This window comes from bacterium, assembly GCA_030649055.1.
In the GTDB taxonomy this organism is placed as follows: domain Bacteria; phylum Patescibacteriota; class Minisyncoccia; order UBA6257; family JAUSGH01; genus JAUSGH01.
In genome coordinates this window covers 1-23265 of sequence record JAUSGH010000022.1, presented here as the reverse complement: position 1 = coordinate 23265, position 23265 = coordinate 1, and the positions used below count along the sequence as shown (strand labels likewise).

24 protein-coding genes, 1 tRNA gene and 1 pseudogene are annotated in these 23265 nt (G+C 51.9%); 20 read left to right on the top strand and 6 right to left on the bottom strand.

Going from position 1 to position 23265, the window contains the following annotated elements:
• The first annotated feature begins 19 nt into the window (after positions 1-19).
• Positions 20-1936: a type IV secretion system DNA-binding domain-containing protein gene (locus tag Q7R85_04620; GenBank protein ID MDO8585366.1), complete on the top strand. Its 1917-nt coding sequence runs from the start codon at positions 20-22 to the stop codon at positions 1934-1936.
• A 172-nt stretch (positions 1937-2108) separates the two neighbouring features.
• Here the strand turns inward: Q7R85_04620 and Q7R85_04615 are convergent, their stop codons facing one another.
• From Q7R85_04615 to Q7R85_04605, 3 genes are all read right to left on the bottom strand, one after another.
• The gene (locus Q7R85_04615) at positions 2109-2363 is read right to left on the bottom strand and encodes a hypothetical protein (protein ID MDO8585365.1); all 255 of its coding nucleotides are present in this window, start codon (positions 2361-2363) and stop codon (positions 2109-2111) included.
• Positions 2364-2572: 209 nt separating this feature from the next.
• Positions 2573-2767 carry a hypothetical protein gene (locus Q7R85_04610; GenBank protein MDO8585364.1) on the bottom strand — a complete coding sequence of 65 codons (195 nt, stop codon included), beginning with the start codon at positions 2765-2767 and terminating at the stop codon, positions 2573-2575.
• A 399-nt stretch (positions 2768-3166) separates the two neighbouring features.
• Positions 3167-3739, bottom strand: coding sequence for an elongation factor P (locus tag Q7R85_04605; GenBank protein ID MDO8585363.1), 573 nt, complete (start codon positions 3737-3739; stop codon positions 3167-3169).
• A gap of 188 nt (positions 3740-3927) precedes the next feature.
• On the opposite strand from Q7R85_04605, the gene Q7R85_04600 reads away from it, so the two are divergent.
• The 3 genes from Q7R85_04600 (at position 3928) to Q7R85_04590 (ending at position 6665) form a co-directional block, all read left to right on the top strand.
• A complete protein-coding gene (locus Q7R85_04600) occupies positions 3928-4614 on the top strand; it encodes a nucleotidyltransferase family protein (protein ID MDO8585362.1) in 687 nt (228 codons plus the stop codon).
• 69 nt (positions 4615-4683) lie between these two features.
• The gene (gene mnmA / locus Q7R85_04595; protein MDO8585361.1) at positions 4684-5901 is read left to right on the top strand and encodes a tRNA 2-thiouridine(34) synthase MnmA; all 1218 of its coding nucleotides are present in this window, start codon (positions 4684-4686) and stop codon (positions 5899-5901) included.
• A gap of 227 nt (positions 5902-6128) precedes the next feature.
• Positions 6129-6665, top strand: coding sequence for a cob(I)yrinic acid a,c-diamide adenosyltransferase (locus Q7R85_04590; protein ID MDO8585360.1), 537 nt, complete (start codon positions 6129-6131; stop codon positions 6663-6665).
• Positions 6666-6817: 152 nt separating this feature from the next.
• Here Q7R85_04590 and Q7R85_04585 read toward each other — a convergent pair whose 3' ends face one another.
• Entirely contained in the window at positions 6818-7165 is a 348-nt protein-coding gene (locus Q7R85_04585; protein MDO8585359.1) for a hypothetical protein, read from the bottom strand.
• Between the two features lie 59 nt (positions 7166-7224).
• Here Q7R85_04585 and Q7R85_04580 point away from each other — a divergent pair, with 59 nt between their 5' ends.
• The gene (locus Q7R85_04580; GenBank protein MDO8585358.1) at positions 7225-8676 is read left to right on the top strand and encodes a ComEC/Rec2 family competence protein; all 1452 of its coding nucleotides are present in this window, start codon (positions 7225-7227) and stop codon (positions 8674-8676) included.
• A complete protein-coding gene (locus Q7R85_04575; protein MDO8585357.1) occupies positions 8645-9574 on the top strand; it encodes a hypothetical protein in 930 nt (309 codons plus the stop codon). Before Q7R85_04580 ends, Q7R85_04575 begins: the two co-directional genes overlap by 32 nt.
• A gap of 37 nt (positions 9575-9611) precedes the next feature.
• Here Q7R85_04575 and Q7R85_04570 read toward each other — a convergent pair whose 3' ends face one another.
• Positions 9612-10232: a phosphatase PAP2 family protein gene (locus Q7R85_04570; protein ID MDO8585356.1), complete on the bottom strand. Its 621-nt coding sequence runs from the start codon at positions 10230-10232 to the stop codon at positions 9612-9614.
• A gap of 159 nt (positions 10233-10391) precedes the next feature.
• Between Q7R85_04570 and Q7R85_04565 the strand changes: the two genes are divergently transcribed.
• From Q7R85_04565 to Q7R85_04550, 4 genes are all read left to right on the top strand, one after another.
• Positions 10392-10646 (top strand): hypothetical protein, encoded by a 255-nt coding sequence (locus Q7R85_04565; protein MDO8585355.1) that lies wholly within the window; start codon positions 10392-10394, stop codon positions 10644-10646.
• 103 nt (positions 10647-10749) lie between these two features.
• Entirely contained in the window at positions 10750-12147 is a 1398-nt protein-coding gene (locus tag Q7R85_04560; GenBank protein MDO8585354.1) for an aspartate--tRNA ligase, read from the top strand.
• Complete coding sequence (gene pyrH, locus Q7R85_04555) at positions 12131-12847, top strand: UMP kinase (protein MDO8585353.1); 717 nt, start codon at positions 12131-12133, stop codon at positions 12845-12847. Before Q7R85_04560 ends, pyrH begins: the two co-directional genes overlap by 17 nt.
• Positions 12848-12878: 31 nt before the next feature.
• Positions 12879-13475 carry a nucleoside-diphosphate kinase gene (locus tag Q7R85_04550; GenBank protein ID MDO8585352.1) on the top strand — a complete coding sequence of 199 codons (597 nt, stop codon included), beginning with the start codon at positions 12879-12881 and terminating at the stop codon, positions 13473-13475.
• Positions 13476-13544: 69 nt separating this feature from the next.
• On the opposite strand, the gene Q7R85_04545 is transcribed toward Q7R85_04550, so the two are convergent.
• Entirely contained in the window at positions 13545-14519 is a 975-nt protein-coding gene (locus Q7R85_04545) for an RluA family pseudouridine synthase (GenBank protein ID MDO8585351.1), read from the bottom strand.
• Between the two features lie 111 nt (positions 14520-14630).
• Between Q7R85_04545 and Q7R85_04540 the strand changes: the two genes are divergently transcribed.
• The 10 genes and pseudogenes from Q7R85_04540 to Q7R85_04495 form a co-directional block, all read left to right on the top strand.
• Entirely contained in the window at positions 14631-15026 is a 396-nt protein-coding gene (locus Q7R85_04540; protein ID MDO8585350.1) for a response regulator, read from the top strand.
• Positions 15027-15159: 133 nt separating this feature from the next.
• Positions 15160-17571 carry an ATP-binding protein gene (locus Q7R85_04535; GenBank protein MDO8585349.1) on the top strand — a complete coding sequence of 804 codons (2412 nt, stop codon included), beginning with the start codon at positions 15160-15162 and terminating at the stop codon, positions 17569-17571.
• Positions 17572-17664: 93 nt separating this feature from the next.
• Positions 17665-19512: a translation elongation factor 4 gene (lepA, locus tag Q7R85_04530; protein MDO8585348.1), complete on the top strand. Its 1848-nt coding sequence runs from the start codon at positions 17665-17667 to the stop codon at positions 19510-19512.
• A 118-nt stretch (positions 19513-19630) separates the two neighbouring features.
• The gene (locus Q7R85_04525; protein ID MDO8585347.1) at positions 19631-19903 is read left to right on the top strand and encodes a septum formation initiator family protein; all 273 of its coding nucleotides are present in this window, start codon (positions 19631-19633) and stop codon (positions 19901-19903) included.
• The gene (locus Q7R85_04520; protein ID MDO8585346.1) at positions 19903-20481 is read left to right on the top strand and encodes a SurA N-terminal domain-containing protein; all 579 of its coding nucleotides are present in this window, start codon (positions 19903-19905) and stop codon (positions 20479-20481) included. The genes Q7R85_04525 and Q7R85_04520 overlap by 1 nt, the downstream gene beginning before the upstream one ends.
• A 21-nt stretch (positions 20482-20502) precedes the next feature.
• Positions 20503-20573, top strand: a tRNA-Gly gene (locus Q7R85_04515).
• A 262-nt stretch (positions 20574-20835) separates the two neighbouring features.
• Positions 20836-21015: a hypothetical protein gene (locus Q7R85_04510; GenBank protein MDO8585345.1), complete on the top strand. Its 180-nt coding sequence runs from the start codon at positions 20836-20838 to the stop codon at positions 21013-21015.
• A 68-nt stretch (positions 21016-21083) separates the two neighbouring features.
• The gene (locus tag Q7R85_04505) at positions 21084-21302 is read left to right on the top strand and encodes a hypothetical protein (GenBank protein MDO8585344.1); all 219 of its coding nucleotides are present in this window, start codon (positions 21084-21086) and stop codon (positions 21300-21302) included.
• An 88-nt stretch (positions 21303-21390) separates the two neighbouring features.
• Positions 21391-22431 (top strand): annotated as a pseudogene (locus tag Q7R85_04500) (ice-binding family protein).
• A gap of 32 nt (positions 22432-22463) precedes the next feature.
• Positions 22464-23265, top strand: an 802-nt coding sequence (locus tag Q7R85_04495; GenBank protein ID MDO8585343.1) for an ice-binding family protein, incomplete at its 3' end; no start/stop codon positions are given.

The following is a 23265-nucleotide window of genomic DNA, read 5'->3' as shown; positions in this document are numbered from 1 at the left end:
CTATACTGATAAATATTGTATGGAGCGGAAGATAAAAAGCGAAACGCAGCCGAGTAAGGACGTCGTCTATTTCGGAAAAACGGATTTCCGCAATGCCGAGCGTCTTTTTGGCATTAAACGGAAAGACCGCCGCCAGCACATGTACGTGATGGGAAAAACCGGCACGGGGAAATCCGTGTTGCTGCATAACCTTATTCTGCAGGATATTTTGAACGGCGACGGCGTGTGCGTGGTTGACCCGCACGGTGAACTTGTGGAGGGCGTGTTGGAAAAGATTCCGCGGGAGCGCCTCAAAGACGTTATTTATTTCAACCCGGCGGACACCGAATTTCCGATGGGTTTTAATCCGCTGGAGCTGCCCGACCCGAAGTATAAGCACCTTGTGGCCTCCGGCCTCATGGGCATTTTCACAAAAATCTGGTCAAACGTGTGGTCGGCGCGCATGGAATACATTTTGAACAATGCGATTCTTGCGCTTTTGGATACGCCGAACACGACGCTCCTCGGCATTCCGCGTCTCTTGGTGGACAAAGATTACCGTCAGCAGATCATTAATAATTTGAAGGATCCGGTAGTGAAGGCATTTTGGATGAACGAGTACGAGGAGTGGCAGGATAAGTTCCGCAATGAAGCTATCGCGCCGATTCAAAACAAAGTCGGACAATTTCTTTCAACGGCAATTGTCCGGAATGTGGTGGGGCAGTCAAAAAGCACTATTGATATTTTTGACTTGATGAACGAGCAGAAGATTTTTCTTGTGAACGTGTCCAAGGGGCGTATTGGCGAAGACAACTCCGCCTTGATGGGCGCGATGATTATCACAAAAATCCAGCTTGCGGCGATGGAGCGCGTGCGTATTCCGGAGGAAGACCGCAGAGATTTTTATTTGTTTGTGGACGAGTTCCAAAATTTCGCGACGGATTCATTCGCGGGTGTGCTTTCCGAAGCGCGTAAGTATCGGCTGAATCTTATTATCGCGCACCAATACGTGGGGCAACTCGTGACGGATGTTTCAACAAAAGTCCGCGACGCAGTGTTTGGCAACGTCGGAACGATGATTATATTCCGTGTTGGCGCGGCGGACGCCGAATTTTTGGAAAACGAATTTGAGCCGGAGTTTGTGATCCAAGACATTGTGAACCTGCCGAATTATCGGATTTACCTGAAGCTGATGGTGGACGGCATCACGGTGCGTCCGTTTTCCGCGATGACGTTGCCGCCGTTTAAAACAACTACCGAAGCGGTGAAGGTAGGGGATGTGATTGCGATGTCGCGCGAGCGTTATGCGCGGCCGGCAGTGGAGGTTGAGGATAACATCCGGCGATGGGCGAGCGGTTCCGGCGCAGTGGACGAGGCGGGCGAGGCGCTGTCAACACCGGTGAAACATGTAACGGCAAGCGGGGACACGGTGGAAATGTATCCGGCGAAGTGCTCAAACTGCGGCAAAGAAACGCGCGTGCCGTTTAAGCCGACGCCGGGGAAACCGGTGTATTGTTCCGAGTGTTTTGAAAAAATACAAAAAGGTGAGTTAGCCGCGCCCGAACGGCCGGTGAGCCGCGAGAGTGGACGGCGCACGCAAGAAACGATGGAAGGCTTGGCCGGGCTGGGTATTGAGTATAAACAGGAGCGGCGCGCACCGGCGCCGACCCCACATGGTGAGTGGAGAGGCGGCGCGCCGCATGGCGGACCTGTCCACCGAAGCTCTGGCGAAGGCGGGCATCCACGACCACACAGCGAGCCTCAACGGCCGCACAGTGAGCATACACAAGCGCGTCACGATGATCGCCGGCACGATGGCGGCCCGAAACTCGCGAAACCTATGCCGCAGAGAGAAGTCAAACCCGTGGAGAAAAAACGCGATGAAATTGAGCCCGGTTCAAACGCGGACATTCCGGCGCTGAAGAGCGCGATTCAGGAGGCGCTTAAGCGAAAGTAGCGCTGGGTTATTCTCCCTTTTCTAAAGGGAGTCCCCGAAGGGGGAGGGATTTGCAAAACGAAAAATCCTCCGACCTTTGGCCACCTCCTTTAAGAAAGGAGGAATAAAAAAGCAGCGCCCCGACCTCCTTATCTCTAAGGTTTGTGGTCGGGGCGTTTACGTTTGCGCGCGGTCACCAGATGAGGTCGCGGACGATTGTGAATCCGATGACGGAGGCGGCGGCGAAGAAGCCGAGGGCGATTTCGAACGTGAGCCCGCCGAGAGTGTAGTCCAGCAGGAGCCGGAAAAGCTTTTCCCGACACCTATAGTGACGCGCGAGGAGATTGAAGAGCCGCGTTTGTTCGACGTCTCGGACGAGGAGTATAGTGAACAGTCCGAACAGGCACCCACCGGCGGTGCTGACGAGAAACATCATCAAGTGTGGCATCGGTATCCTCCCGTAAAAGACGATTCTTGATTCTGATGCTATTGTACCGGAAACATCATAAAAATTCAGCGCCCCGTTACGCAAGAAGTAAGACGTAAGAAATAAGAAGTAAGAAAAAATCGAATCCCCGCACCGGCTTATGGCCAATGCGGGGTCGTTTTGCGGATTACTTCGCTGTTTGGATTGTGGGTTCGCGTCTTCGCGTCGGCCTACCCGATGCAGTAGCCGGCGCTGAAGAGCGAGATGACCGCGACGAGGGCAAGAAGGCATACTAGCCCGAAATCGTTCTTGTGCTTCGGATCAGCGGCGAATGTGGGGTCGCCGTTCGCGTGAGCCCCCGCTATCGCCAAGATGAACGCTACGAGCCCGATGAGAAACAAGACAAAAGCAAGGACGACATTCATTGCGAGTCCTCCGAATGGAACTACCTAAAACTTATCAAAATATAGCACTACAGTAGTAAGAATACAAGTCAAAGCGCCAAAGGCGCCACATTATCATCACCTTCCAGCCCCAAGGATGAAAAAGGCATCAAACCAAAAGCGCGCCGCATAATGTGCGGTAACCATAAATGCAATGCCAGAAAGCACTGCATAGTGTTGTGAGCGGGTTTGTCGGACCTGCCTGACGGCAGGCAGGGGCGATTCGCCCCGCTCTGCGGGGCGAGACTTTAAGGCCAGTCGCCAAAGGCGACTGAGCCGGACCCGCGAACAATACTATGCAGGGCTTTCGCGAAACAAGTGAGGAGAATTTATCCGAGCGGAAACCGCGCGCAAAAATCAAACCGGTGAACTGCTAATTTCTTATTTTGCTTTTTCCATCCTCTCCACATATTCCCCGGTCTGCGTATTCACCTTAATCACATCCCCTGTGTTCACGAATAGCGGCACAGACACCGCCGCTCCGGTTTCAAGTACTGCCTGCTTGCTTCCGCCTTGCGCGGTGTTGCCGCGCTCATTTGGCGGCGCGTCTTTCACTAGCAGTTCCATCTTAATCGGAATTTCCACCGTGATAATGCGCTCGCCCCATTTCACCGCCATGACTTTCGTGTTCGCTTTCAAAAACTGCCCAGGAGTCCCGAGTACTTCTGTTTTGAGTTCAAAGCGTTTTTTGGGATCATTCGGATCGTTGAACCAAAACTCATCCCGATGCGCGTAAATAAAGTTAATCGGAACTTTTTCAATTTCCACGTCCTCAAACTTTTCGTTCTGATGGAAATTACGCTCCAAAATCTTCCCGGTGATGAGATTCTTGATTTTCGTCTGCGCCACCGGCTTCCTCTGCTGCATGCGCAAAAACCCGTATTCTTGCACCTCATACGGTTCACCTTCGTAAAGGAACGTCATCCCAATTTTTAAGTCGTTGTAACTGAGCATAGGAGTAATCGCGAATCATGCTAATGACTTGTAATAACGCAAATACGATGGAATCAGTATAGCGAACGATTTGATGAAGCGCAACTGCGCGCGATGTTGAAATAAAATAGTGACTCGCGAGGTTACATGATATATACTCGTGTTATTCGCATTATTTCGTCTCAATTCGCGTTATTAGCGATTACTCCATGAAAGCAATAATTCTCGCGGCCGGCGAAGGGAAGCGCATGCGGCCGCTGACATTTGAAAAACCGAAGCCGATGATTGAAGTAGCGGGCGCTCCGCTCCTCGCGCACATCATTCGCAGTTTGCCATCGGAAATCACCGAGCTTATTTTGGTTATCGGCTACAAAGGCGAAATGGTGCAGGCGTATTTTGGTGATGTGTTTGAGGGGCGTCGCGTCACTTACGTGTGGCAGGATAAGCCGCTCGGCACCGGTCATGCGTTGCTGCTCTGCAAGGAACTCCTCGAATCCGGTGAACGATTTGTGTTTATGATCGGCGACGACTTGCACAGCCCGCGCGCGCTGAAATTGTTGGTGCAAAAAGATCTTGCCATGCTGGTGCACGAGCATCCAAACCCCAAAGAGTTCGGCGTGGTGGAGGTGAACGACAAAAACGAAATCATCAGTTTTGAGGAAAAGCCGGACGTGCCGAAATCAAACCTCGTTTCTCCGGCAGTATTCGTGCTGGACACTAGGATTTTTGATTATCCCGTTACCATGCATCCGAAAGGCGAATATTTTGCGGTAGATCAAATTAGCAAAATGATGAAAGACCATAAATTCGTCGTGGAGCAATCGGATTTTTGGCTCCCCATCGGCTATCCGGAGGATTTGAAGAAGGCGGAGGAGTATCTGAAAGCAGGGAAATAAGACGTAAGAAATAAGAAGTAGGACGGGGGCGTCATTGCGATTTACAAAAAATCGTGATATTTTATATGCATGAAAAAGAAGGGTAACAAAGTGTTTGTAGCCATGTCCGGCGGCGTAGACAGCTCCGTCGCCGCGGCATTACTCATCAAACAGGGCTACGACGTTATTGGCGCGCACATGAAATGCTTCAACGTAGACGGCTGTGCGGAGCGCGATGCCGAGGATGCCCGCAGAGTTGCCGAACAATTAAAAATTCCATTCTACGTTTTTGATTTTGAAAAAGAGTATAAGGAGCGCGTGGTGGACTACATGATTAAGGGGTATAAATCCGGCATCACGCCAAACCCGGATGTGATGTGCAACAAAGAAATCAAGTTTGGGCTGTTTTTTGAGAAAGCGCGGAAGTTGGGGGCGGATTTTGTGGCGACGGGGCACTACGTCCGCCTTCGGCGGACAACAATTGACAAGAAACAATTGACAATTGACAAAACGGGTCAAGCCGTCGGTCAAATGTCAAATGTCAAATGTCAAATGTCGCTTTGCACTGCTCGCGATTTGAACAAAGATCAGTCATATTTTCTCTGGACGCTGACGCAAAAACAGCTCGCACATTGTCTTTTTCCGATAGGCGAGTACACGAAGCCGCGGGTGCGGGTGCTCGCAAAAAAGTTTGGGCTTTTGACCGCGGTAAAAAAGGATTCGCAGGGCATCTGCTTCCTGGGGCAGGTGAGCATCCGCGACTTTTTGAAGCAATATATTAAGCCGAAAAAAGGTAACGTGCTTCTTGCGCCCGCTGTCATTCCCGCGAACGCGGGAATCCAGAAGCGTCAAGGTCCGGCAAAAATGGATTCCGGCTCGGAGGCCGGAATGACAAGCCAGCGCGTTGTCGGCACGCACGAAGGCGCTCATCTGTACACCATCGGGCAACGGCACGGTTTTGGCGTTGGCGGACTCGCAACACCGCACTACGTCATCTCAAAAGATTTAAAAAAGAACACCATTACCATCGCGCCCGAAAACCACCCGTCGTTGTATCAGAAGGAAATCACATTAACGGAGGTGAATTTTATTCGCCCAAGTCAAATGTCAAAAGTCAATGGTCAAATGTCAGTAATGGCCCGCGTCCGCTACCGCCAACCCCTCGCTTCCGCAATGTTCTATAAGCTAAAAGCTAAAAGCTATAAGCTGGTTTTTGATAAGCCGCAAAAGTTTGTCGCCGCGGGACAATCCGCTGTTTTCTACGACGTGCGGGGCGAAATGCTCGGCGGGGGAATCATCGTGGTATAATGAAAAAAGCGTTCAACCACTGGGTTTGGAGGATTTAACGTGCAGGAAGGCAACAAGCAACTGGAACAGCCACAGAGTTCCGGGCTTATCCCCGCGTTCATTCTGGTCTGGGTGATCGTCGCGACAGTCTTCGGCCTCGCGTGGCTCGCGGTCGGTTGCTATGAGTCGTTCATGAAGTGATGCGCACACCCTCGTCCTTGCGGCGAGGGTTCGTGTATTCTTAAATTATGATTATTGTCTTCACGGGTAACGGAAAAGGTAAGACCACGGCCGCGCTCGGCCAAGCAGTTCGCGCGTTGGGCCGCGGCAAACGCGTGCTGATGATTCAGTGGATTAAAGGGCCGTGGAAATCCGGAGAGGAGTTTGCGGACATCACCACAAAAGCCGGCGAAACAACGCGTGGAGAATTTCGGCTGATAAAAAAAGGGCTTGGTTTTGTGGGGATACTTGGCGATACATTGCCGCGGGAAAAACACGCCGAAGCGGCGCGCACCGCGTTAAAATTTTTTACGGATGAATTGGAAAGCGGAAAGTGGGACTTGATAGTTTTGGATGAAATAAATGTCGCGATGTCGCTGAGACTGCTGAAGGTTGCCGATGTGCTCCGCGCCATAAAAAAAGTTCCGCTGGAAAAACTCGTGGTCTTGACCGGACGCGGCGCGCCGGCGTCAATCATCAAAGCGGCGGATTTGGCGACGGAAATGCGCGAGTTGAAACATCCGTTTACGAAGGGCAAGTTGGCGAAGATGGCGATAGAGTTTTAACCCAGGGTCATCCTGATGTCCGCAGTGGCGGGCGAAGGATCTCTTTTGCGAGTTTTAGGAGATGCTTCGTTGCGACTCAGCATGACAGTTGGGGAATGACAATAAAAGAACATAGACCCGCTTAGGGTCTATGTGTGCGTGTGAAAGTTGTGCTAGCGGCGCCAGCGGTCAAGGTACTCGCCGAGCGTGACGTAGTCGTCCGCATCTTCGCCCTCGGGCAGCATCCACGGATGATGCCACGGGATGTTGGTGGTCTCGGCACTCTCAATGATCGCTTTTTTGGCCATACGCAGCCGCACTTCGGCAGAGATGCGCTTCCACTCGGCGGGGTGCGCGAATGTCCGTACAAGAGCAAGAAGTTCGTGGATCGCTCGTTGCGCCTTCGAGGTGATGAGCGGCGAAGGAAGGAAATGCGCGGTGGGCGACTCACCCGCTTGGCCTGTGCCGGGAAGCAGGAGTGAGCGTTTTCTCGCCTCCAGCAAAAAGTCCATGGAACGCATGTGTCCTCCTTTCATTGCTGTACATATCAAGCTTCCTTCCATTACACTACCAAAAACCGATGGACGAAACAACAAAACCGATACCACTGCACGACCTCGCTTTTTTTATCGCCATATTTTTCTTATGTGGCGTTTTGATTTCCAGTATTTCGGGAAGCATTGCGTTGCGTCTTGTGTTGTCGGGCGGCGCGGCAGTGCTTGTCATGGTTATCGCGTTGGCATTTCGGCAGTCTGTCATCGCGATGCTCGCGGCGGCGATATTCTTAGGTGGCCTCTATCATGTTGGTTATGAGGAAATGCAAACGCGCGAGGAAATAATTTTTGACGCGCCGGTTACCATCGAAGGCATTGTGCGCCGCGCGGCGCCAAGCGCGAGCAGTCAGAAAGTTGACGTCGGGAACATCCGCCTTACGCTTGCGCGCTATCCATCGTATCGTTACGGCAATGTGCTGCGCGTCGAAGGTGTCATAAAAGCGCCGGATGCCGCGTTTCGGAACCGGTATCTTCGCGACGGTATTGTGGGAACAATGAATTATCCGATTACGACACTCGTCAACGAAGACGGCGGAAGTTTTTTTATGGCGGCGCTGATTCATTTCAAGGAGCGCATCGCGCGAACATTTACGGCAACGCTTCCTCGTGGCGAGGCGTTGCTCATGTCCGGATTGACGCTTGGCACCAAGGCCGAGTTTTCCAAAGAATTTCGCGCGGAACTTTCGCAAAGCGGCACCGCGCACCTTGTGGCGCTCTCCGGCTATAACATTATGGTGATCGTGCTTGGGTTGGGCTGGCTTTTCCGCCGGATGCGCCTCACGCGCGCAGCGTTTCCGCTGACGGTCGGGGCGATTGTGGCGTTTGTGTTGATGACCGGCGCCGAGGCCTCGGTCGTTCGTGCGGCGTTTATGGGAAGCATTGTGATGCTCGCCGGCGCGGTCGGTCGAATATATAGCTTCAGAAACGCCATCGCCCTTGCCGCGTTTTTTATGGCACTGCAAAATCCGAAGGTGCTCTTGTTCGACATCGGCTTTGCACTTTCATTCGCGGCATTGTTGGGCATTGTGTATCTGGAGCCGATCATCGGCCGCATTACGCGCCTGGACGCGCGCGGTGGCATCCTTGGTTGGCGCAAAAGTATTTCCATGACGGTTGCGGCGACCATCGCGACGCTTCCGATCACGCTCGTGAATTTCGGCACGTTTTCACTCTCCGGCATCATCGCGAACATCGCTATGCTACTGGCCGTGCCCGCGACGATGTTTTTAGGGTTGCTCATCGCTATCGGCGGATTTATCGCGATGCCACTCGCGAAGCTCTTCGCGTTGCTCGCGTATCCTCTTTTGTGGTACGAAGGAGCGATGATAAGTTTTTTTAGCGGATTCGGATATGTGAGCGGCATCACGGGTGCCGGCGCGGGATTTTTAATCGCGTATTACAGCGTGCTGATAGCATTGATGCTATACGTAAACCGACGGTTACAATATGTGGAACTTTTTGAAACACAACATAAATAAAATTTTCTCCGCTGCGCAAAAGCTCCTCGCCAACAAGCTGGTTGTAGCGCTGCTTTTGCTCGCGGCGGCGGACGCGTCGTTATGGTTTTTTGTCATCGCGGGAAACGAAACGATCCGCGCGACGCAGTATTATTTTCTGAACGTCGGGCAAGGGGATAGCGAGTTGATTTTGTTCCCGCGCGTGGGAGGTGGAACGGTGAAGCTGCTGATTGACGGCGGACCGGACGCGAAACTTTCGGACGAGCTGGGGAAGGTGCTGCCGGCAAACGACCGCGTGATTGACCTTGTGCTGATGACGCATCCCCAACTGGACCATTTTGGAGGGTTTATTGATGTGCTGAAAAACTATCGTGTCGGCGCATTTTTGGGAACTGGACGCGTGGGGACGAGTGGCGCGTACGGTGAACTGATGCGCGTTATCCGCGATCGGAACATTCCCTACGTGACGCTCGCGAAGGGCAGCCGCATAATGTACGGCGACACGGTGATTGACGTGCTCTCGCCGAACAAAAGAAATCTTATAAGCAAAGAATTAAACGACGGCTGTCTGGTGCTCCGTGTGGAATCCTACGGCGTGCGCGCGCTTTTAACATGCGATGCAGGAGAACATATTGAGCGCGAGCTCGTCGCCTCGGACGATGTGCGCGCGGACATCCTGAAAGTCGGCCATCATGGCTCGCGGTTTTCATCCAGCGCAAATTTCTTGGCAGCAGTGAACCCAAAAGTCGCGATGATTGAAGTGGGGAAAAACAGTTACGGACACCCGACGCCGGCCGCGCTTAACCGCCTTGCAAACGTCGGCGCGCAGATTTTTCGCACCGATAAAAACGGAAGGGTGAAAATAGTAAGCGACGGGGGAATGTTGAGGGTCTTTGCAGAGATAGATAAGACGAAATAACAGAAAGACCCCAGCGCTTCAATTGCGAAGGGGTCTTTTACGTTGTGCGGGCATTACCGACAATGCGTCGCGCAACAGCGTACATGACGACACCTAGGACGATCCCCGAGACCAGGTCAACGACGAAGTGTTGCTTCACCGTCACCGTAGAGAGGAGAATAGACGCCCCCCACAAGGCGTAGACGGCGTAGGTGCGGCGGCCGAACTTCTTCCGCGCGGCGGAGAGGAGTATCGCGACAACCGCCGCGTGTGTACTGGGCAGGGTGTTGTTCGGCAAGTCGTACGCGTACAAGGCCTTCGCGAGGATGTAGTACACAAACGACGTGTCGGGGCAAACCTCCGGCCGCGGGTAGCGCGACGGAATGATTGCGTAGACCGTGAACGCCACCGCGAACATTCCCGCGGTTGCCACGATGATTGTGGCAAAATCCCGTAGCGTGATGTTCCGGCTAACGATGACCGGAAGCCAGAACAGCGCGTACAAACTCATGTACGGGAACACAAATTCGGGAATGAACGGAATCATTCCATCTATCGGTGTGAGGAACGATGTTTCCACGCTCCGCACAGCGGTTACCTCCGCGACGTAGCGATACCCCAGAAAAAAGAGTATCGCCATTGCCGAGTAGAGCAGCATCTTTGTTCCGATGCGGCGCATGGCGCACTCCTTAACAAGCGGAATATCGGGATTCTTCTTTTATTATAACTTACCGCATCGGAATGTGCGGCGCTTACCCCTGGACAAAACGAAAGTAATGCGTTATAATATAAACAGTGGACATGGTTCGTGCGGAAGATAACAAAGGAGGATCTTGCGATGGAAACCGTCCCCATCATTGGCGCGGTCTTGTACGTGATCTTCGGAGTGACGCTGGTTGTGACGATTGCGCGAGAAACGGAACGGTCATATCCCAAGCTTGGCGATCTGCCGGCGGCACTGGTAACCATCTTTCTCATCGCGGCATTCTGCTTTGCGGTAGACAAGGTGCGAGGGCTTCACGCCAAGATGGCCGCGATGAACGGCGCCTCCCTCGGATATCCCGCGCCGCCGACCACCGACGAACGGCGGTAGATAAATGGTGAAGGCGAAAAGAGCGCCCGGGTTTCCCGCGGTGCTCTTTCCTTTTGCGGACGGGGTATTTCAAAAATAGATTCAAGTGTGGTAATATTTTTTCGTGAGAACACTCATTAACGACATAGTGAAAAGCGAAGGCCAAAAAGTTGAACTGGCCGGTTTTGTGCACGCGCGGCGCGACCACGGAAAAATTATTTTCATTGATTTGCGCGATCGCACTGGCACGGCACAGCTTGTTTTCATAACGAAGGACAAAGCATTGTACGAGAAAGCAAACACCCTGCGGAGCGAGTGGGTGATTCGTGTGGAAGGCGTGGTCAATAAGCGTCCGCCCGCGATGATCAACAAAGAAATCCCGACCGGCGAGCATGAAATGCTGGTGGAGTCGCTTGAGATTTTAAGCGAGGCCGTCACGCCGCCGTTTGATGTCACGACCGATGGTCGTGAAGTCGGTGAAGAAGTGCGGATGAAATACCGCTACGTTGATTTGCGCCGTGAGCGCATGCACCGCAACTTGCAGCTGCGGAGCAAGACGCTTGCATTTGTTGATGAATATCTAAAGGCGCAGGACTTCGTTGAAGTTGAGACCCCAATTTTGGGTAAATCAACTCCAGAGGGCGCGCGCGACTACTTGGTGCCGGCACGGCTCTATCCCGGAAAGTTTTATGCTCTTCCGCAGGCGCCGCAACAATATAAACAGTTATTGCAGGTGGCGGGATTGGAGCGTTATTACCAGGTGGCGCGCTGTTTTCGCGATGAAGATACGAGAGGCGACCGCCAGCCGGAGTTTACGCAGATTGACCTTGAGATGAGTTTCGTTGAGCGCGATGATGTGCTGGGGGTTTTGGAGGGGCTAATGATTGATCTTGTAAAAAATGAATATCCAGAAAAACATATCACGCAAGTGCCGTTTCCGCGCTTGAGTTATAAGGAAGCGCAGGAAAAGTATAAATCCGACAAACCGGACTTACGCAAAGATAAAAATGACCCGAACGAGCTTGCATTCGCATGGATCGTTGATTTCCCGTTTTACGAGTGGAGCGAAAAGGACAAGAAGTGGGACTTCGGGCACAACCCGTTCAGCATGCCGCATGGAGAAGCGTTGCCGGACAATGAGAAGGGCATGGGCGATGTGCTCGCGTATCAATACGACCTTGCGTTGAACGGTTTTGAAATTGCCGGCGGAAGCATCCGCAATCATAAAGCCGATTTGCTCAAAAAGGCATTTATGCGCGTCGGTTATGACGAAAAAGCCGTTGAGGAAAAATTCGGCCACATGCTGGCGGCGTTTTCTTATGGCGTGCCGCCTCACGGCGGAGCGGCAATTGGCTTTGACCGCTTGATGATGATTCTTTTAAACGAACCGAACATTCGTGAAGTGATCGCGTTTCCGAAAACTGGCGACGGCAGAGACCTCATGACCAATGCGCCGGATGAGGTGAGCGCAAAACAGTTAAAGGAATTAGGCATTGATATCAAACATGGAAAAGGGAAATAAACGCGAACGCTTCGTGCTTTCGGTAGGCGGCAGTTTAATCGTCCCGAACGGCGGAATTGCCATCCCGTTTCTTTCCGGATTCAACACATTCCTCCGCCGGCGGTTAAAAGAAAATCCCCGCCGGCAATTTTTTATCGTGGCGGGCGGGGGACTCCTTGCTAGGCATTACCGCGATGCCGGCCGCGAAGTCATCGGGCGTAAATTGACCGATGAAGACATGGACTGGCTGGGCATCCACGCCACGCGCCTCAACGCGCACTTGTTGCGGACGATTTTTTGCGACATCGCGCATCCGTACATCATCAAGCACTACGACATCATCCGCAAAGTAACGGAGCCGATTGCGGTCGCGGCCGGCTGGAAGCCGGGCTGGAGTACCGATTATGACGCGGTGCTTCTGGCGGAGGATTATCATGTAGACACCGTGGTGAACATGTCAAACATTGACCATGTGTACGATAAGGACCCGCGAACGAATCCTGACGCGAAGCCGATTGAGGCGATCTCATGGAAGGACTACCGGAAGCTTGTCGGAAAAAAATGGATCCCCGGCATGAACGCGCCGTTTGATCCGGTGGCATCCGCGCGCGCGGAATCCCTCGGCTTGAAGGTCGTGGTCTTAAAAGGCGACAACTGGAAAAACCTTGAACGCTATTTCGCGGGCGAGCGTTTCGTGGGGACGGTTATCGGCACCTCTTGAATTTCGCCCTTGATTCGTGTTTAATAGAAACATGACAAAATTAAAACTCAAAGAAGAACAAACATTAGTACTCGTGAAGCCCGATGGCGTGAAGCGCGGGTTGCTGGGTGAGATTATGCGCCGCATTGAACAGCGGGGATTGAAAATCGTGGGGTTGCAAATGTTACAGACGACAAAGCAAATTCTCGGAAAGCATTATTCTGACGCGCCGGAAAATTTAAAAGCGATGGGAGGAAAGACATTGGCAACGTATGAAAAGTACGGTTTGGATCCTGTCAAAGAAATCGGAACAAACGATCCGGAAAAAATCGGCAAGATGGTGCACGGCTGGATTGTGGAGTTTATGACCACCGGACCGATTGTGAAGATGGTGGTGGAAGGTTTACACGCCGTTGAAATGGTGCGGAAAATCGTCGGCAGTACCCTGCCGTCAATGGCGGACATGGGCACGATTCGCGGTGACTACTCGGTTGATTCCGCTGTACTCGCGAACGCCCAGCGTCGCGGTATTCGTAACCTTGTGCATGCCTCCGGCAACACCGCCGAAGCCGAAACAGAAATAAAACTTTGGTTCACCGACAAGGAAATCCATTCGTACAAGCGTTCAGAAGAAGACATCATGTTCTAGGAGTAATCTGAAACTTACGCAGCCGGTGTCATTCCCGCGGAAGCGGGAATCCAGCATGCGCGGGAAGCCCTAGATTCCCGCTTTCGCGGGAATAACAGAAGAGCCAGTCAGTTTTCCTATCGCCCTCCGCAAATCCTCCGGCAATCCGATTTCAAACGTCATTTCCTTTCCGCTTGGCAATGTGAGTTTCAGATAATACGCGTGCAAAAAATGGCGCTTTAGCCCAAGGGCAAGGCCGGTTTTTCTTTTTCCTCCATACAATGTGTCGCCGACAATCGGACACAGAATGGCGGCAAGATGCACGCGGATCTGGTGCGTGCGGCCTGTTTTCGGGGTCACGTCAATAAGAGCGAAACGGGTGCCGAACGTTTCTTTGACCGCGTAGTGCGTTTCCGCGGAGCGACGGGACCGTTTCTCCGGCTCAAGCTTTTTCACCGCGACTTTCCTTAAGCGGTTGCCGGTTGACGGACGGATGTCGTAGGTGATGTCTCCCTCGGGTTTGTTGGGGATGCCCTCGGTGAGCGCGAGATATTTTTTTACGATGACGCGATCAAGAAACTGTTGTTTCGTGGAAAAAAACGCGGATTGATTTTTCGCGACAACCACAAGTCCTGACGTGTCTTTGTCGAGACGGTGGACGATTCCCGCGCGCAGGGGATTTTCTCCGACAGCAATAATTTCGGGATAGCGCGCGACAAGGGCGTTTACCAGAGTGTGGCGGCGTTCGGTAAATGTCGGGTGCACCAGAAGGCCGGCGGGTTTATTGACGACAAGGATGTCGGCGTCTTCGTAAACGATGTCCAGAGGAATACCCGGATCCGGTTCAATGCGGAATGCTCCTTTGCGCCCTACGGTTTTTTCCTCAAGAATAGTCAATTTGTCGTGTGTGTGCAGAGTAAGCGCGGATTTTGTCACAACGCGCCCGTTGACGCTCACCGCGCCGTCCTTAATAAACCGCTGCCACTCGGTGCGGGAAAATTTGGTGTCGTGGCTGGCCAGAAACTTATCTAGCCGTCCGCCCTTTTCTTCAACGATGAATTCCATAGGAATGCAACTATGGTACCATAAAACCGATAAAGATGCCACTGATGGAAGAAGTGTCCAATAGAGACGCCGTAGGCACTTTTTCTATTACTCATGCTATAATATTGTTATATGACGGCTAAGGAAAAAATTCTTATTATGGAGGATGAGCGTCCGCTCGCAAACGCGCTTGGATTTAAATTCAAAGCCGCCGGTTTTAGTGTGGATGTTGCTTACGATGGAACGGAAGGAAGCGAGAAGCTCAAAGCCGGTTCATGCGACATGCTGCTGCTTGATCTCAGCATGCCCAAGAAGGACGGATTCGCGGTGCTGGAGGAGATGCGCGCCGCGGGAGTAAAAACTCCGGTGATTGCCTTAACCAACCTTTCGCAAAAAGAAGATTTGGATCGCGTGAAGTCATACGATATCGCTGATTATTTGGTGAAATCCGATGTCGCGCTGAAGGATGTCGTGGAACGCGTGCAGACGTTTTTCGGGAAATCGTCGGGAAAAACAGCGACGGCGTAGTCGCGTGAGGAGTTTTGCATTTGGAGCGCCAACGCAAAGGAACGGGTAGAGACATGCCGCAGAGGTTGTTTAAAATTTGTATACGCGGGTGGCGCGCAAAAAAATAATTCAGCAACAAGCCCGATAAACTGATATGAGCATCCGCGCGCGCCTTAGTACAACGTACGTCCTTATTTCCGTCATTCCGATTTTTTTCGTTTCATACCTTCATTTTAATAACAGCCGGGAGACGATTGTTACGGCTAAGCTTGGCGAGTTGGGGTCCGTCGCGGATTTGAAAGTTACACTCATCAGCAACTTCTTTAATGATTTGCGGAGGGATGTCGCAGTGAGTCAAGATTATTACAACATCAGGCATAACTTACCGATTCTTGCAAAGCACATCGGTGATGCGGATAGCTCGGCGTTTAAAGCCGCGACCGCGATGCTTGATACGCAGTTGTTGGCGCGGACTAAAGAGTTGGGAGCGATAGATGATCTGATGTTACTCGTTCCGGATGGCAGAGTGGTGTACCGCGCCGCCGATGTTAGCCAACAGGAAAAATTTGGGCAATTGCGTTATGATGCTGGATCTGCCGCGTTTATCGGCGGGAAATCCGATATGTTTATCGGTGATATATTTATGCTGACCGGGGCGGATCAGGATTACGGTTTCTATATCACCGCGCCGGTGAAGGATGAGCTGGGAAATTTTGCCGGCGAGATTGCGATAGTAGTAAACATCCGTAAGTTATTGGCATTAGCGATAAACAAAATAAGCGGGCTGGGAGAAACAGGCGAAGTTGAGATCGGCGCCCATGTGTCCGAGCGCGTTGCCGACCCGAGGAAATATGAGATTCTTTTTAGTTCAACGCGCTCGGTCGCCGACCCGATGGCGTTACGGAAGGTATTTTTAGAGTCCGCCGTCGGAATATCTTCGGCAAATACGTATGGAGGCGGCAATGGTTCGGGTCAAACCGTTGACTATCGTGGGAATGATGTGCTCGCGGCGTGGCGGCACGATCCGGTCCTTAATCTCGAATTAGCAGTGAAGATTGATTTGGACGAAGCGCTTATTCCGGCGCGCGCGCTCGCGGTTGCTGCGTGGTTTTTGGGAATTATTGCTGCATTACTTGCCCTTTTGATTTCCTTGATTTTTTCCCGTTTAATTACCGAACCAATCGTCAAGCTTGCGGGTACCGCGAGGCGGCTGAGTGAGGGGGATTTTGAGTTTTCCGTCCCCAAAGATCTTATTTTGGTAAGCGACGAAACTGGGGCATTGGCTCGCGCGTTTAACGTGATGCAGGCGCATTTGCGGGAGTTGTACAAAGGGCTTGAACAAAAAGTGAGGGAAAAAACAAGCGAACTCGCAAAGAGTTTGCAAAATGTTGAATCGCAAAATAAAAAATTGGAAGAATCGGAGCGCGCGCTCGTGAACGTCGTTGAAGACCTCAAAATAGAAAAAACGCTTTCGGAGCATACCGCCAACGAATTGCAGAAGTTCAGACTGGCGGTTGAGGGTGCTTCGGATCATATTATTATGACGGATACCGACGGATTTATTATTTACGCGAACAAGGCGGCGGAAAAGAATACGGGCTACAGCCGAGGGGAAATACTGGGGAAGCGTCCATCGCTTTGGGGCGGCATTATGCCGAAGGAATTTTACGCGAAAATGTGGGAAACCATCAAAATAAAAAAACAGCCGTTTGAAGGTGAGGTAAATAATAAACGCAAGAATGGAGAGCCCTACACCGCAGCCGTGAGTATTGTCCCGCTGGTGGACATCAAGGGCAACATACTCTTTTTTGTCGGCATTGAGCGTGATATTACCAAGGAGAAGGAACTTGACCGCGCGAAAAGTGAGTTTATTTCGCTTGCGTCGCATCAGCTGCGCACGCCGCTCACGACCATGAAGTGGATTCCCGAGATGTTGCTGGACGGCGCGTTTGGAAAGTTGTCGGTGAAGCAGCGGAAATACGTTGAGGACATTCACTACTCCGCCGGACGGCTCGTGATTCTCGTGAATCAACTGCTGAGTATTTCGCGTATTGAGGCGCGTCGTCTTGGCATAGAAGTGGAAGATGTTGATCTTCGCCGGCTTTTTGACGATGTGAAATCCGAGTTCGCGCACGCGGCGCAACAGCATAAACATAAGCTGACATTCAGTATATCCGCCGACACTGCCACGATTCGGACCGACGGCCGTTTGCTTGGCGAGATACTTCGGAACCTGATTGCAAACGCGATAAAATATACGCCGAATGGCGGTCGTATCGCGGCGCGCGTTGCTCTAGGGAAGGGTGGGAAGATTGAATTCGCGGTGGAGGACAGCGGTGTCGGTATTCCGGAGAATCAGCAGTCGCGGATGTTTGAGAAATTTTTTCGCGCGACTAACGTGTTGGCGCTGGATGTCTCCGGCACCGGATTGGGACTCTACATTGTGCGTAAAATGGCGAGGGAGCTTGGCGGAGACATCACGTTTGTTTCGGAAGAAAATAAAGGAACTACGTTCACCGTTACGCTTCCGGTCGGAGGACCGCCGTTTGATGGTGACCGGAAATAATACTCCGCTCGTGTAATGTATCGCACGGCGGCCGCGCCCCGGCTTGCGCTGTATCTTTTGGTGGTTTTGGGCTATATTGTAGTGATTATAGCTATGAATATTCGGAATTTCGTCATTATTGCCCATATAGATCATGGGAAATCAACTTTAGCCGACCGGCTTCTTGAAGTTACCGGCACAGTGCCGATGCGGAGTATGCACCCGCAGTATTTAGACGCGCTTGAACTTGAGCAAGAGCGGGGGATTACCATCAAAATGGCTCCCGTGAGAATGTCCTATACCCTAAACGCTGAACGCTATACGCTTAACCTGATTGATACTCCTGGCCACTCTGACTTCGGCTATGAGGTCTCGCGCGCCCTTATGGCGGTTGAAGGAGCGGTCTTGCTTGTTGATGCGACGCAGGGCACGCAAGCGCAGACACTGGCGAATTTTGAGCACGCGCGAAAAGCGGGTCTTACTATCATTGGCGCAGTAAATAAAATTGACGTGGCAAGTCCTGAGCAGGTTGCGGCGGCGCGTGAAGAACTCGCTAATCTCTTAGGGGTTTCGCCGGATGAAGTGCTCGGCGTTTCCGGCAAGACCGGCGCCGGCGTTCCGGAACTGTTGGAAGCAATCGTTGCGCGTGTTCCACCTCCGAAATCTGTTGAACCTCAAACCTCGAACCTCGAACCTCGAACATCGGACACCCGTCACCCGTCACCCGTCACCCAACCTTCCCGCGCCCTTATCTTTGACTCCCAATACGACGAACATCGCGGCGTAATCGCGTATGTCCGCGTGTTTTCCGGCGCGTTTATGATGTTGGAGAAGGAAGATCCGCCGTATCATCTTGCGGCGACGCGAGGGCTTTTCAAGCCTAAAGAGATTGGCTATTTTGCGCCGAAGTTAAAACCATGCGAAACGCTTCAAGAAGGGGAGATCGGCTACATCGCGACCGGCATCAAAGACCCGGATCAGTTAAAAATTGGCGACACCATTGCGAGTGTCGGCGGAGCGGATCCGCTTCCCGGATTTAAAATCCCGAAGCCCGTCGTCTTTGTTTCGTTTTATCCGTCGGAAAGCGACGACTATGAAAACTTGAAAAGCGCGCTGGGCAAACTGCGACTGAACGATTCGTCGCTTGCGTTTCTTCCGGACAAAAACGAAGTGTTGGGCAGAGGATTTAAGGGCGGGTTTTTGGGTCAGCTGCATTTTGAAATTACCGCCGAACGCATCGCGCGCGAGTTTGGCATTGAAACCGTGCATAGTTTTCCGTCGGTGGAATACCGCGTGAAGACCGCCTCGGGGTGGCAAATGGTAAATAACCCGAAAGACTTTCCGGATGACAATCTTGGCGTTGAGGAGCCGATGGTGCGCACCGAAATCCTTTTGCCATCCGAATATCTGGGGCCGGTACTGCAGTTGACGCAACTGTTCCGTTTTAAAGAAATTGAAACAAAGAATTTCGGTTCGCGCATCATTGTCGCGGCGAAACTTCCGTTAGCAGACCTCATCCGTGACCTGGACGATCAGTTGAAATCTGTGACACAAGGGTTTGCGTCGCTGAATTATGAGTTTGTCGGCTACGAACCGGCGGAAGTGCGGAAGCTGGACATTCTCGTCGCGGAAAATCCCGTGGCGGGACTTACCCGTATTTTGCCGAAAGGCGACATTGAACGCGAGGCGAGGAAATCCGTGGAACGGTTGAAGGAATTGCTGCCACGCCAGCAGTTCGTGCAGGCACTGCAGGCGGTGGTGTCCGGGAAAATTGTTGCCCGTGAAACAATACCGGCGATGAAAAAAGAACTCGGCAATTTCGGGAAAAACGGCGGTGACCGCACGCGGAAAATGAAACTCTGGAAAAAACAGGCGCGCGGAAAAGAGCGCTTGAAAGAACGCGGAGAAAACTCTCAGCTGAAGATTTCCGCGAATATATTCAAAGAGTTGTTGAAAAAATAAATCGGTAGCCCTTCGATAAACTCAGGGACTGTTATTTCCTGAGCGAAGGTCCAATGGACATTGGACCGAAGTCGAAGGAAAACATACGCGTGCGAATCACCTGTGATATGATAAAGACATGCGCCTCCTCATGCTTCTCCTTATCGTCATCATCTTTGTCGCGACCGCGGTGCAACTCAAAGGATTGTATTATCACGACGAGGCGCTTATCGCGGAGCGCGATCGCGTAGTAAAAAAAGTAGACGGCTTGTTGAGCGAAAATGTTGAGCTTGAAGCAACTATTGCGTATCTCGGAGATCCGCAAAATCTTGCCAAGGCGGCGCGCAAGGAATTGCACTATGGGGAGCCGGGTGAGCGGTTAATCGTGGTTATTCCGAAGAAAAATCCGTAATGAAGCGACACCATTTCTATATCGGGCTTATCGCGCTCGTAACTTTTGGAGCGGGAGTTTTTTATGTATTGCACAACGCGCTCTATCCGGTGGCAACGGTGAACGGAGCTATGATTTCGGCGCGAGAGTTTCAGCGCGTGGCGCTTGCAGGATTGAATTTTTACGTGAGGTCGCAGGAGGCGGCGGCGCACCGTCAGCTCACGTCGGAAGAAGTCAGCGCGTTGTATGGAGAAATTCGCCGCGCCACACTTGATAAACTGGTCGCCGAGCGGCTTATTGATGCGGAGCTCGAGCGGCGGCTCGGTGACCGGGTGCTTGCGCTCGCGAACCGAAAAATAGCGGACGCGCAGGTTGACCGTCTGCGCGAGGCGGTGCCGGAGTTGTATGGCACGACATTTGAGGAGTTTCAGGAAATGCTACTGCTTCCGGAGGCGAAGCAGGTGCTCCTCGATGAAGCGTTGAAGGGCGAGTTGGCCGATATACAATCATGGCTTTTATCTGCGCGCCGCGACGCAAGCGCCCGGATATTTTTGTCGAAATTGCAGTGGAGCAACGGCACAGTGGAAATCGCGCCGTAGGTTTGGTACACTCGGAACATTGCGGGTATGGTTCAGTGGTAGAATGCGACCTTCCCAAGGTCGAGATACGGGTTCGATTCCCGTTACCCGCTCATATTTAAAAATCCCTTCTTTGAGGGATTTTTAAATATGAGCGGGGGAATCGGCGGGTGATTTTTGCGCTTGTACTATTCGCTCAAAAGTTATCCCCACTAGTCAAAAAAGTAAAAATGGTATAATAAAAATAATTGATATAAAAGGAGTACTCTGCCTTTTCTAAAAGTTTTTAGTTGGTGGTCGATTGTATCCGTACACGAAACAATTTCAACAAATAATTTATTCACATAATCAGTTCATTAATACTTAAAAATCTTTATGACGTTCAATAAAAATTTACTAACAACAACGCTCACCGTTTTCTCCGTGTTGAGCATGACGGGATTTTCCGCATTCGCCGCCGGTCCGGCATTGGTGAATCTCGGCGCCTCGGGTAATTTCGTGATTCTCGCAAAAAACAGGGATTTCAACAACCGGAACAACCGCCATTGTCGGTGATCTTGGTATCAGCCCGGCAGAAGCAAGCTACATTGACAAAATATGCCTGCTTATGTTATGCTTATGCGATGGATAAATTAATGGATATATGCGGTAAGTTTGAAGATTGGGCAAAGGATATGCTCCGGAAAGGGCTTAGCTTATCGTTCATATTGGCATGGGCTTGTTCTTTGGTTGTTACAGGTTTTATTGAGATGCCGTTTTGGCTTTCTATAATTATAGTCATGATTGGGATTCTTGTATTTGAGTTGGGATTGTTTCTTTGGGGACTAAACGAAGAAATATAGCCCTATTCTACGACTTCAAGTTCAGTATCACTGACCTTTTTATATCGCCGCCCGTCTGCCCCTGTAAACTCATCACCAAACCGGATTCGATCTTTCTCTTCCCGCGGCGAGCGCCTACTCCACGTCAGCGCTAGTCGTCGGGAAAATATATGCGCCCGGCTACGCCAATCCGACTCCCGCGAACGTGACCGCGGCGGTGCTTGCCATGCAAGACGCCTACACTGAAGCCGCCGGACGCACAAATCCAACCGCAACTGATTTCAATATCAGCGGAATGACGCTTGCCCCCGGACTCTATAAATGGAGCACCGGCCTGACTATACCAACCGACGTAACGCTCTCGGGCGGCGCAAACGATGTGTGGATATTTCAAGTCGCGCAAAATCTTACCGTAAGTTCAGGAGTAAAAGTGATTCTTTCAGGCGGCGCGCAGGCGAGCAACGTCTTCTGGGTTGTCGCAGGCCAGACAACACTCGGGACAACGTCTGTTTTTAACGGAACCATATTAGACCAGACAGCTATTATATTGAACACCGGCGCAACATTGAACGGCCGGGCATTGGCGCAGTCCGCAGTTACATTAGACGCAAGCACGGTGACCGCGCCTGTCTACGTAGCTCCGGCAATCGTTGTAACCCAAACGCCGGCAATTTCCGCAACTCCGGCTATACCAGCAACACCCGCAACGCCGACGGTAAGCCCCGCAACGCCCGCTACCCCGGCAGTTTCTGCGACCTCCGCGACTCAATCTGCTCAAGGACAATCGGACCAGATGACTGCATTGCTTTCAACTTTGCGTGCGCTCCAGGCGCAGGTGCAGGCGAAACAGCAACAGCAAAGTTCTGCCGCCGCCGCAGCTGCGCCGGCTGCTAATTTGGGTCAGCAAATCCGGATGATTGCGATGAATCTTGGCAAAGGAAGCAGGGGAGGCGACGTTACTACTCTTCAGCAATTTTTAATTGATCAACACAAAGGTCCAGCCGCGGAAGCATTGGCTAAAGTTGGCGTAACCGCTTACTTTGGCGGCATGACCCGTGACGCGTTAGCCGAGTTTCAGGCAAAAGTCGGGATTAGCCCGGCGTTCGGGAACTTCGGATCAATAACCCGTAACTACATAAAGTCGCATTAAAAAAATAATTTTAAATTAATCACATAACATACATGAAAAAAATAAGCATAAAATCATTAGTAACCGCATCGGCCATCGCCATTGCGTTCGGTTTCGCGGGGCCATTCGCGGCATTCGCGGCAACCGCGCCAACGCTTGGCACGGCAGATGATTTCGCAGTTTTGGCCGGTTCGGCAATTTCGGACCCCACTGGCGGTTCTGCTATTGTCGGCAATGTCGGTTTAAGCCCCACCGGCGGTACGGCAATTACCAACCTGTCGTGCAGTGAAACAACGGGAACGATTTATGATACCAATGCCGGATATACCGGTGGCGACGATTCAACGGTTGGATGTTTATTGACGAACGCCGGCCTGCTTATAATCGCGAAAAACGATTTGGTCACGGCGTTTATTGATGCGCGCGACCAGGCGACAACAACCGTGATTACTTCCGACCTCGCAACGTTCAATGGCGGCACGTTGACGCCGGGTGTCTACGGAGGCGATTCTTCGGTTGGACTAACCGGAGCGGTTACGCTCGATGGTCTTGGCGATGCCAATGCCGTCTTTATCATTAAGTCGGGTAGCACGCTCACTACGGCTGGCGGAAGCGTGGTTAACCTCACAACCGGCACTCAGGCGTGTAATGTATTTTGGCAAGTCGGCAGTTCCGCGACGATCGGATCGGGGTCAAACTTCAAAGGAACCATAATGGCCGCGGCTTCCATTTCAGACGCGGGTGGTTCAACGATTTTGGGAAGACTTTTGGCTAGGACAGCCGCGGTTACGTTGAATAATACAGACGTTACCAAACCGACGTGTGTCGCCGCCGCCGTTGCGCAACAGAGTTCAT

What these genes read in the sequence shown, in the direction of transcription:
- Q7R85_04550 (MDO8585352.1), top strand. Translation starts at nt 12,879, where the DNA reads ATGACAAAATTAAAACTCAAAGAAGAACAAACATTAGTACTCGTGAAG.
- Q7R85_04520 (MDO8585346.1), top strand. Translation starts at nt 19,903, where the DNA reads ATGAAGCGACACCATTTCTATATCGGGCTTATCGCGCTCGTAACTTTT.
- Q7R85_04580 (MDO8585358.1), top strand. Translation starts at nt 7,225, where the DNA reads ATGGACGAAACAACAAAACCGATACCACTGCACGACCTCGCTTTTTTT.
- Q7R85_04585 (MDO8585359.1), bottom strand. Translation starts at nt 7,165, where the DNA reads ATGCGTTCCATGGACTTTTTGCTGGAGGCGAGAAAACGCTCACTCCTG.
- mnmA (MDO8585361.1), top strand. Translation starts at nt 4,684, where the DNA reads ATGAAAAAGAAGGGTAACAAAGTGTTTGTAGCCATGTCCGGCGGCGTA.
- Q7R85_04565 (MDO8585355.1), top strand. Translation starts at nt 10,392, where the DNA reads ATGGAAACCGTCCCCATCATTGGCGCGGTCTTGTACGTGATCTTCGGA.
- Q7R85_04505 (MDO8585344.1), top strand. Translation starts at nt 21,084, where the DNA reads ATGGATAAATTAATGGATATATGCGGTAAGTTTGAAGATTGGGCAAAG.
- Q7R85_04610 (MDO8585364.1), bottom strand. Translation starts at nt 2,767, where the DNA reads ATGAATGTCGTCCTTGCTTTTGTCTTGTTTCTCATCGGGCTCGTAGCG.
- Q7R85_04545 (MDO8585351.1), bottom strand. Translation starts at nt 14,519, where the DNA reads ATGGAATTCATCGTTGAAGAAAAGGGCGGACGGCTAGATAAGTTTCTG.
- Q7R85_04510 (MDO8585345.1), top strand. Translation starts at nt 20,836, where the DNA reads ATGACGTTCAATAAAAATTTACTAACAACAACGCTCACCGTTTTCTCC.
- Q7R85_04540 (MDO8585350.1), top strand. Translation starts at nt 14,631, where the DNA reads ATGACGGCTAAGGAAAAAATTCTTATTATGGAGGATGAGCGTCCGCTC.
- pyrH (MDO8585353.1), top strand. Translation starts at nt 12,131, where the DNA reads ATGGAAAAGGGAAATAAACGCGAACGCTTCGTGCTTTCGGTAGGCGGC.
- Q7R85_04570 (MDO8585356.1), bottom strand. Translation starts at nt 10,232, where the DNA reads ATGCGCCGCATCGGAACAAAGATGCTGCTCTACTCGGCAATGGCGATA.
- Q7R85_04600 (MDO8585362.1), top strand. Translation starts at nt 3,928, where the DNA reads ATGAAAGCAATAATTCTCGCGGCCGGCGAAGGGAAGCGCATGCGGCCG.
- Q7R85_04575 (MDO8585357.1), top strand. Translation starts at nt 8,645, where the DNA reads ATGTGGAACTTTTTGAAACACAACATAAATAAAATTTTCTCCGCTGCG.
- Q7R85_04590 (MDO8585360.1), top strand. Translation starts at nt 6,129, where the DNA reads ATGATTATTGTCTTCACGGGTAACGGAAAAGGTAAGACCACGGCCGCG.
- Q7R85_04620 (MDO8585366.1), top strand. Translation starts at nt 20, where the DNA reads ATGGAGCGGAAGATAAAAAGCGAAACGCAGCCGAGTAAGGACGTCGTC.
- Q7R85_04615 (MDO8585365.1), bottom strand. Translation starts at nt 2,363, where the DNA reads ATGCCACACTTGATGATGTTTCTCGTCAGCACCGCCGGTGGGTGCCTG.
- Q7R85_04525 (MDO8585347.1), top strand. Translation starts at nt 19,631, where the DNA reads ATGCGCCTCCTCATGCTTCTCCTTATCGTCATCATCTTTGTCGCGACC.
- Q7R85_04605 (MDO8585363.1), bottom strand. Translation starts at nt 3,739, where the DNA reads ATGCTCAGTTACAACGACTTAAAAATTGGGATGACGTTCCTTTACGAA.
- Q7R85_04535 (MDO8585349.1), top strand. Translation starts at nt 15,160, where the DNA reads ATGAGCATCCGCGCGCGCCTTAGTACAACGTACGTCCTTATTTCCGTC.
- lepA (MDO8585348.1), top strand. Translation starts at nt 17,665, where the DNA reads ATGAATATTCGGAATTTCGTCATTATTGCCCATATAGATCATGGGAAA.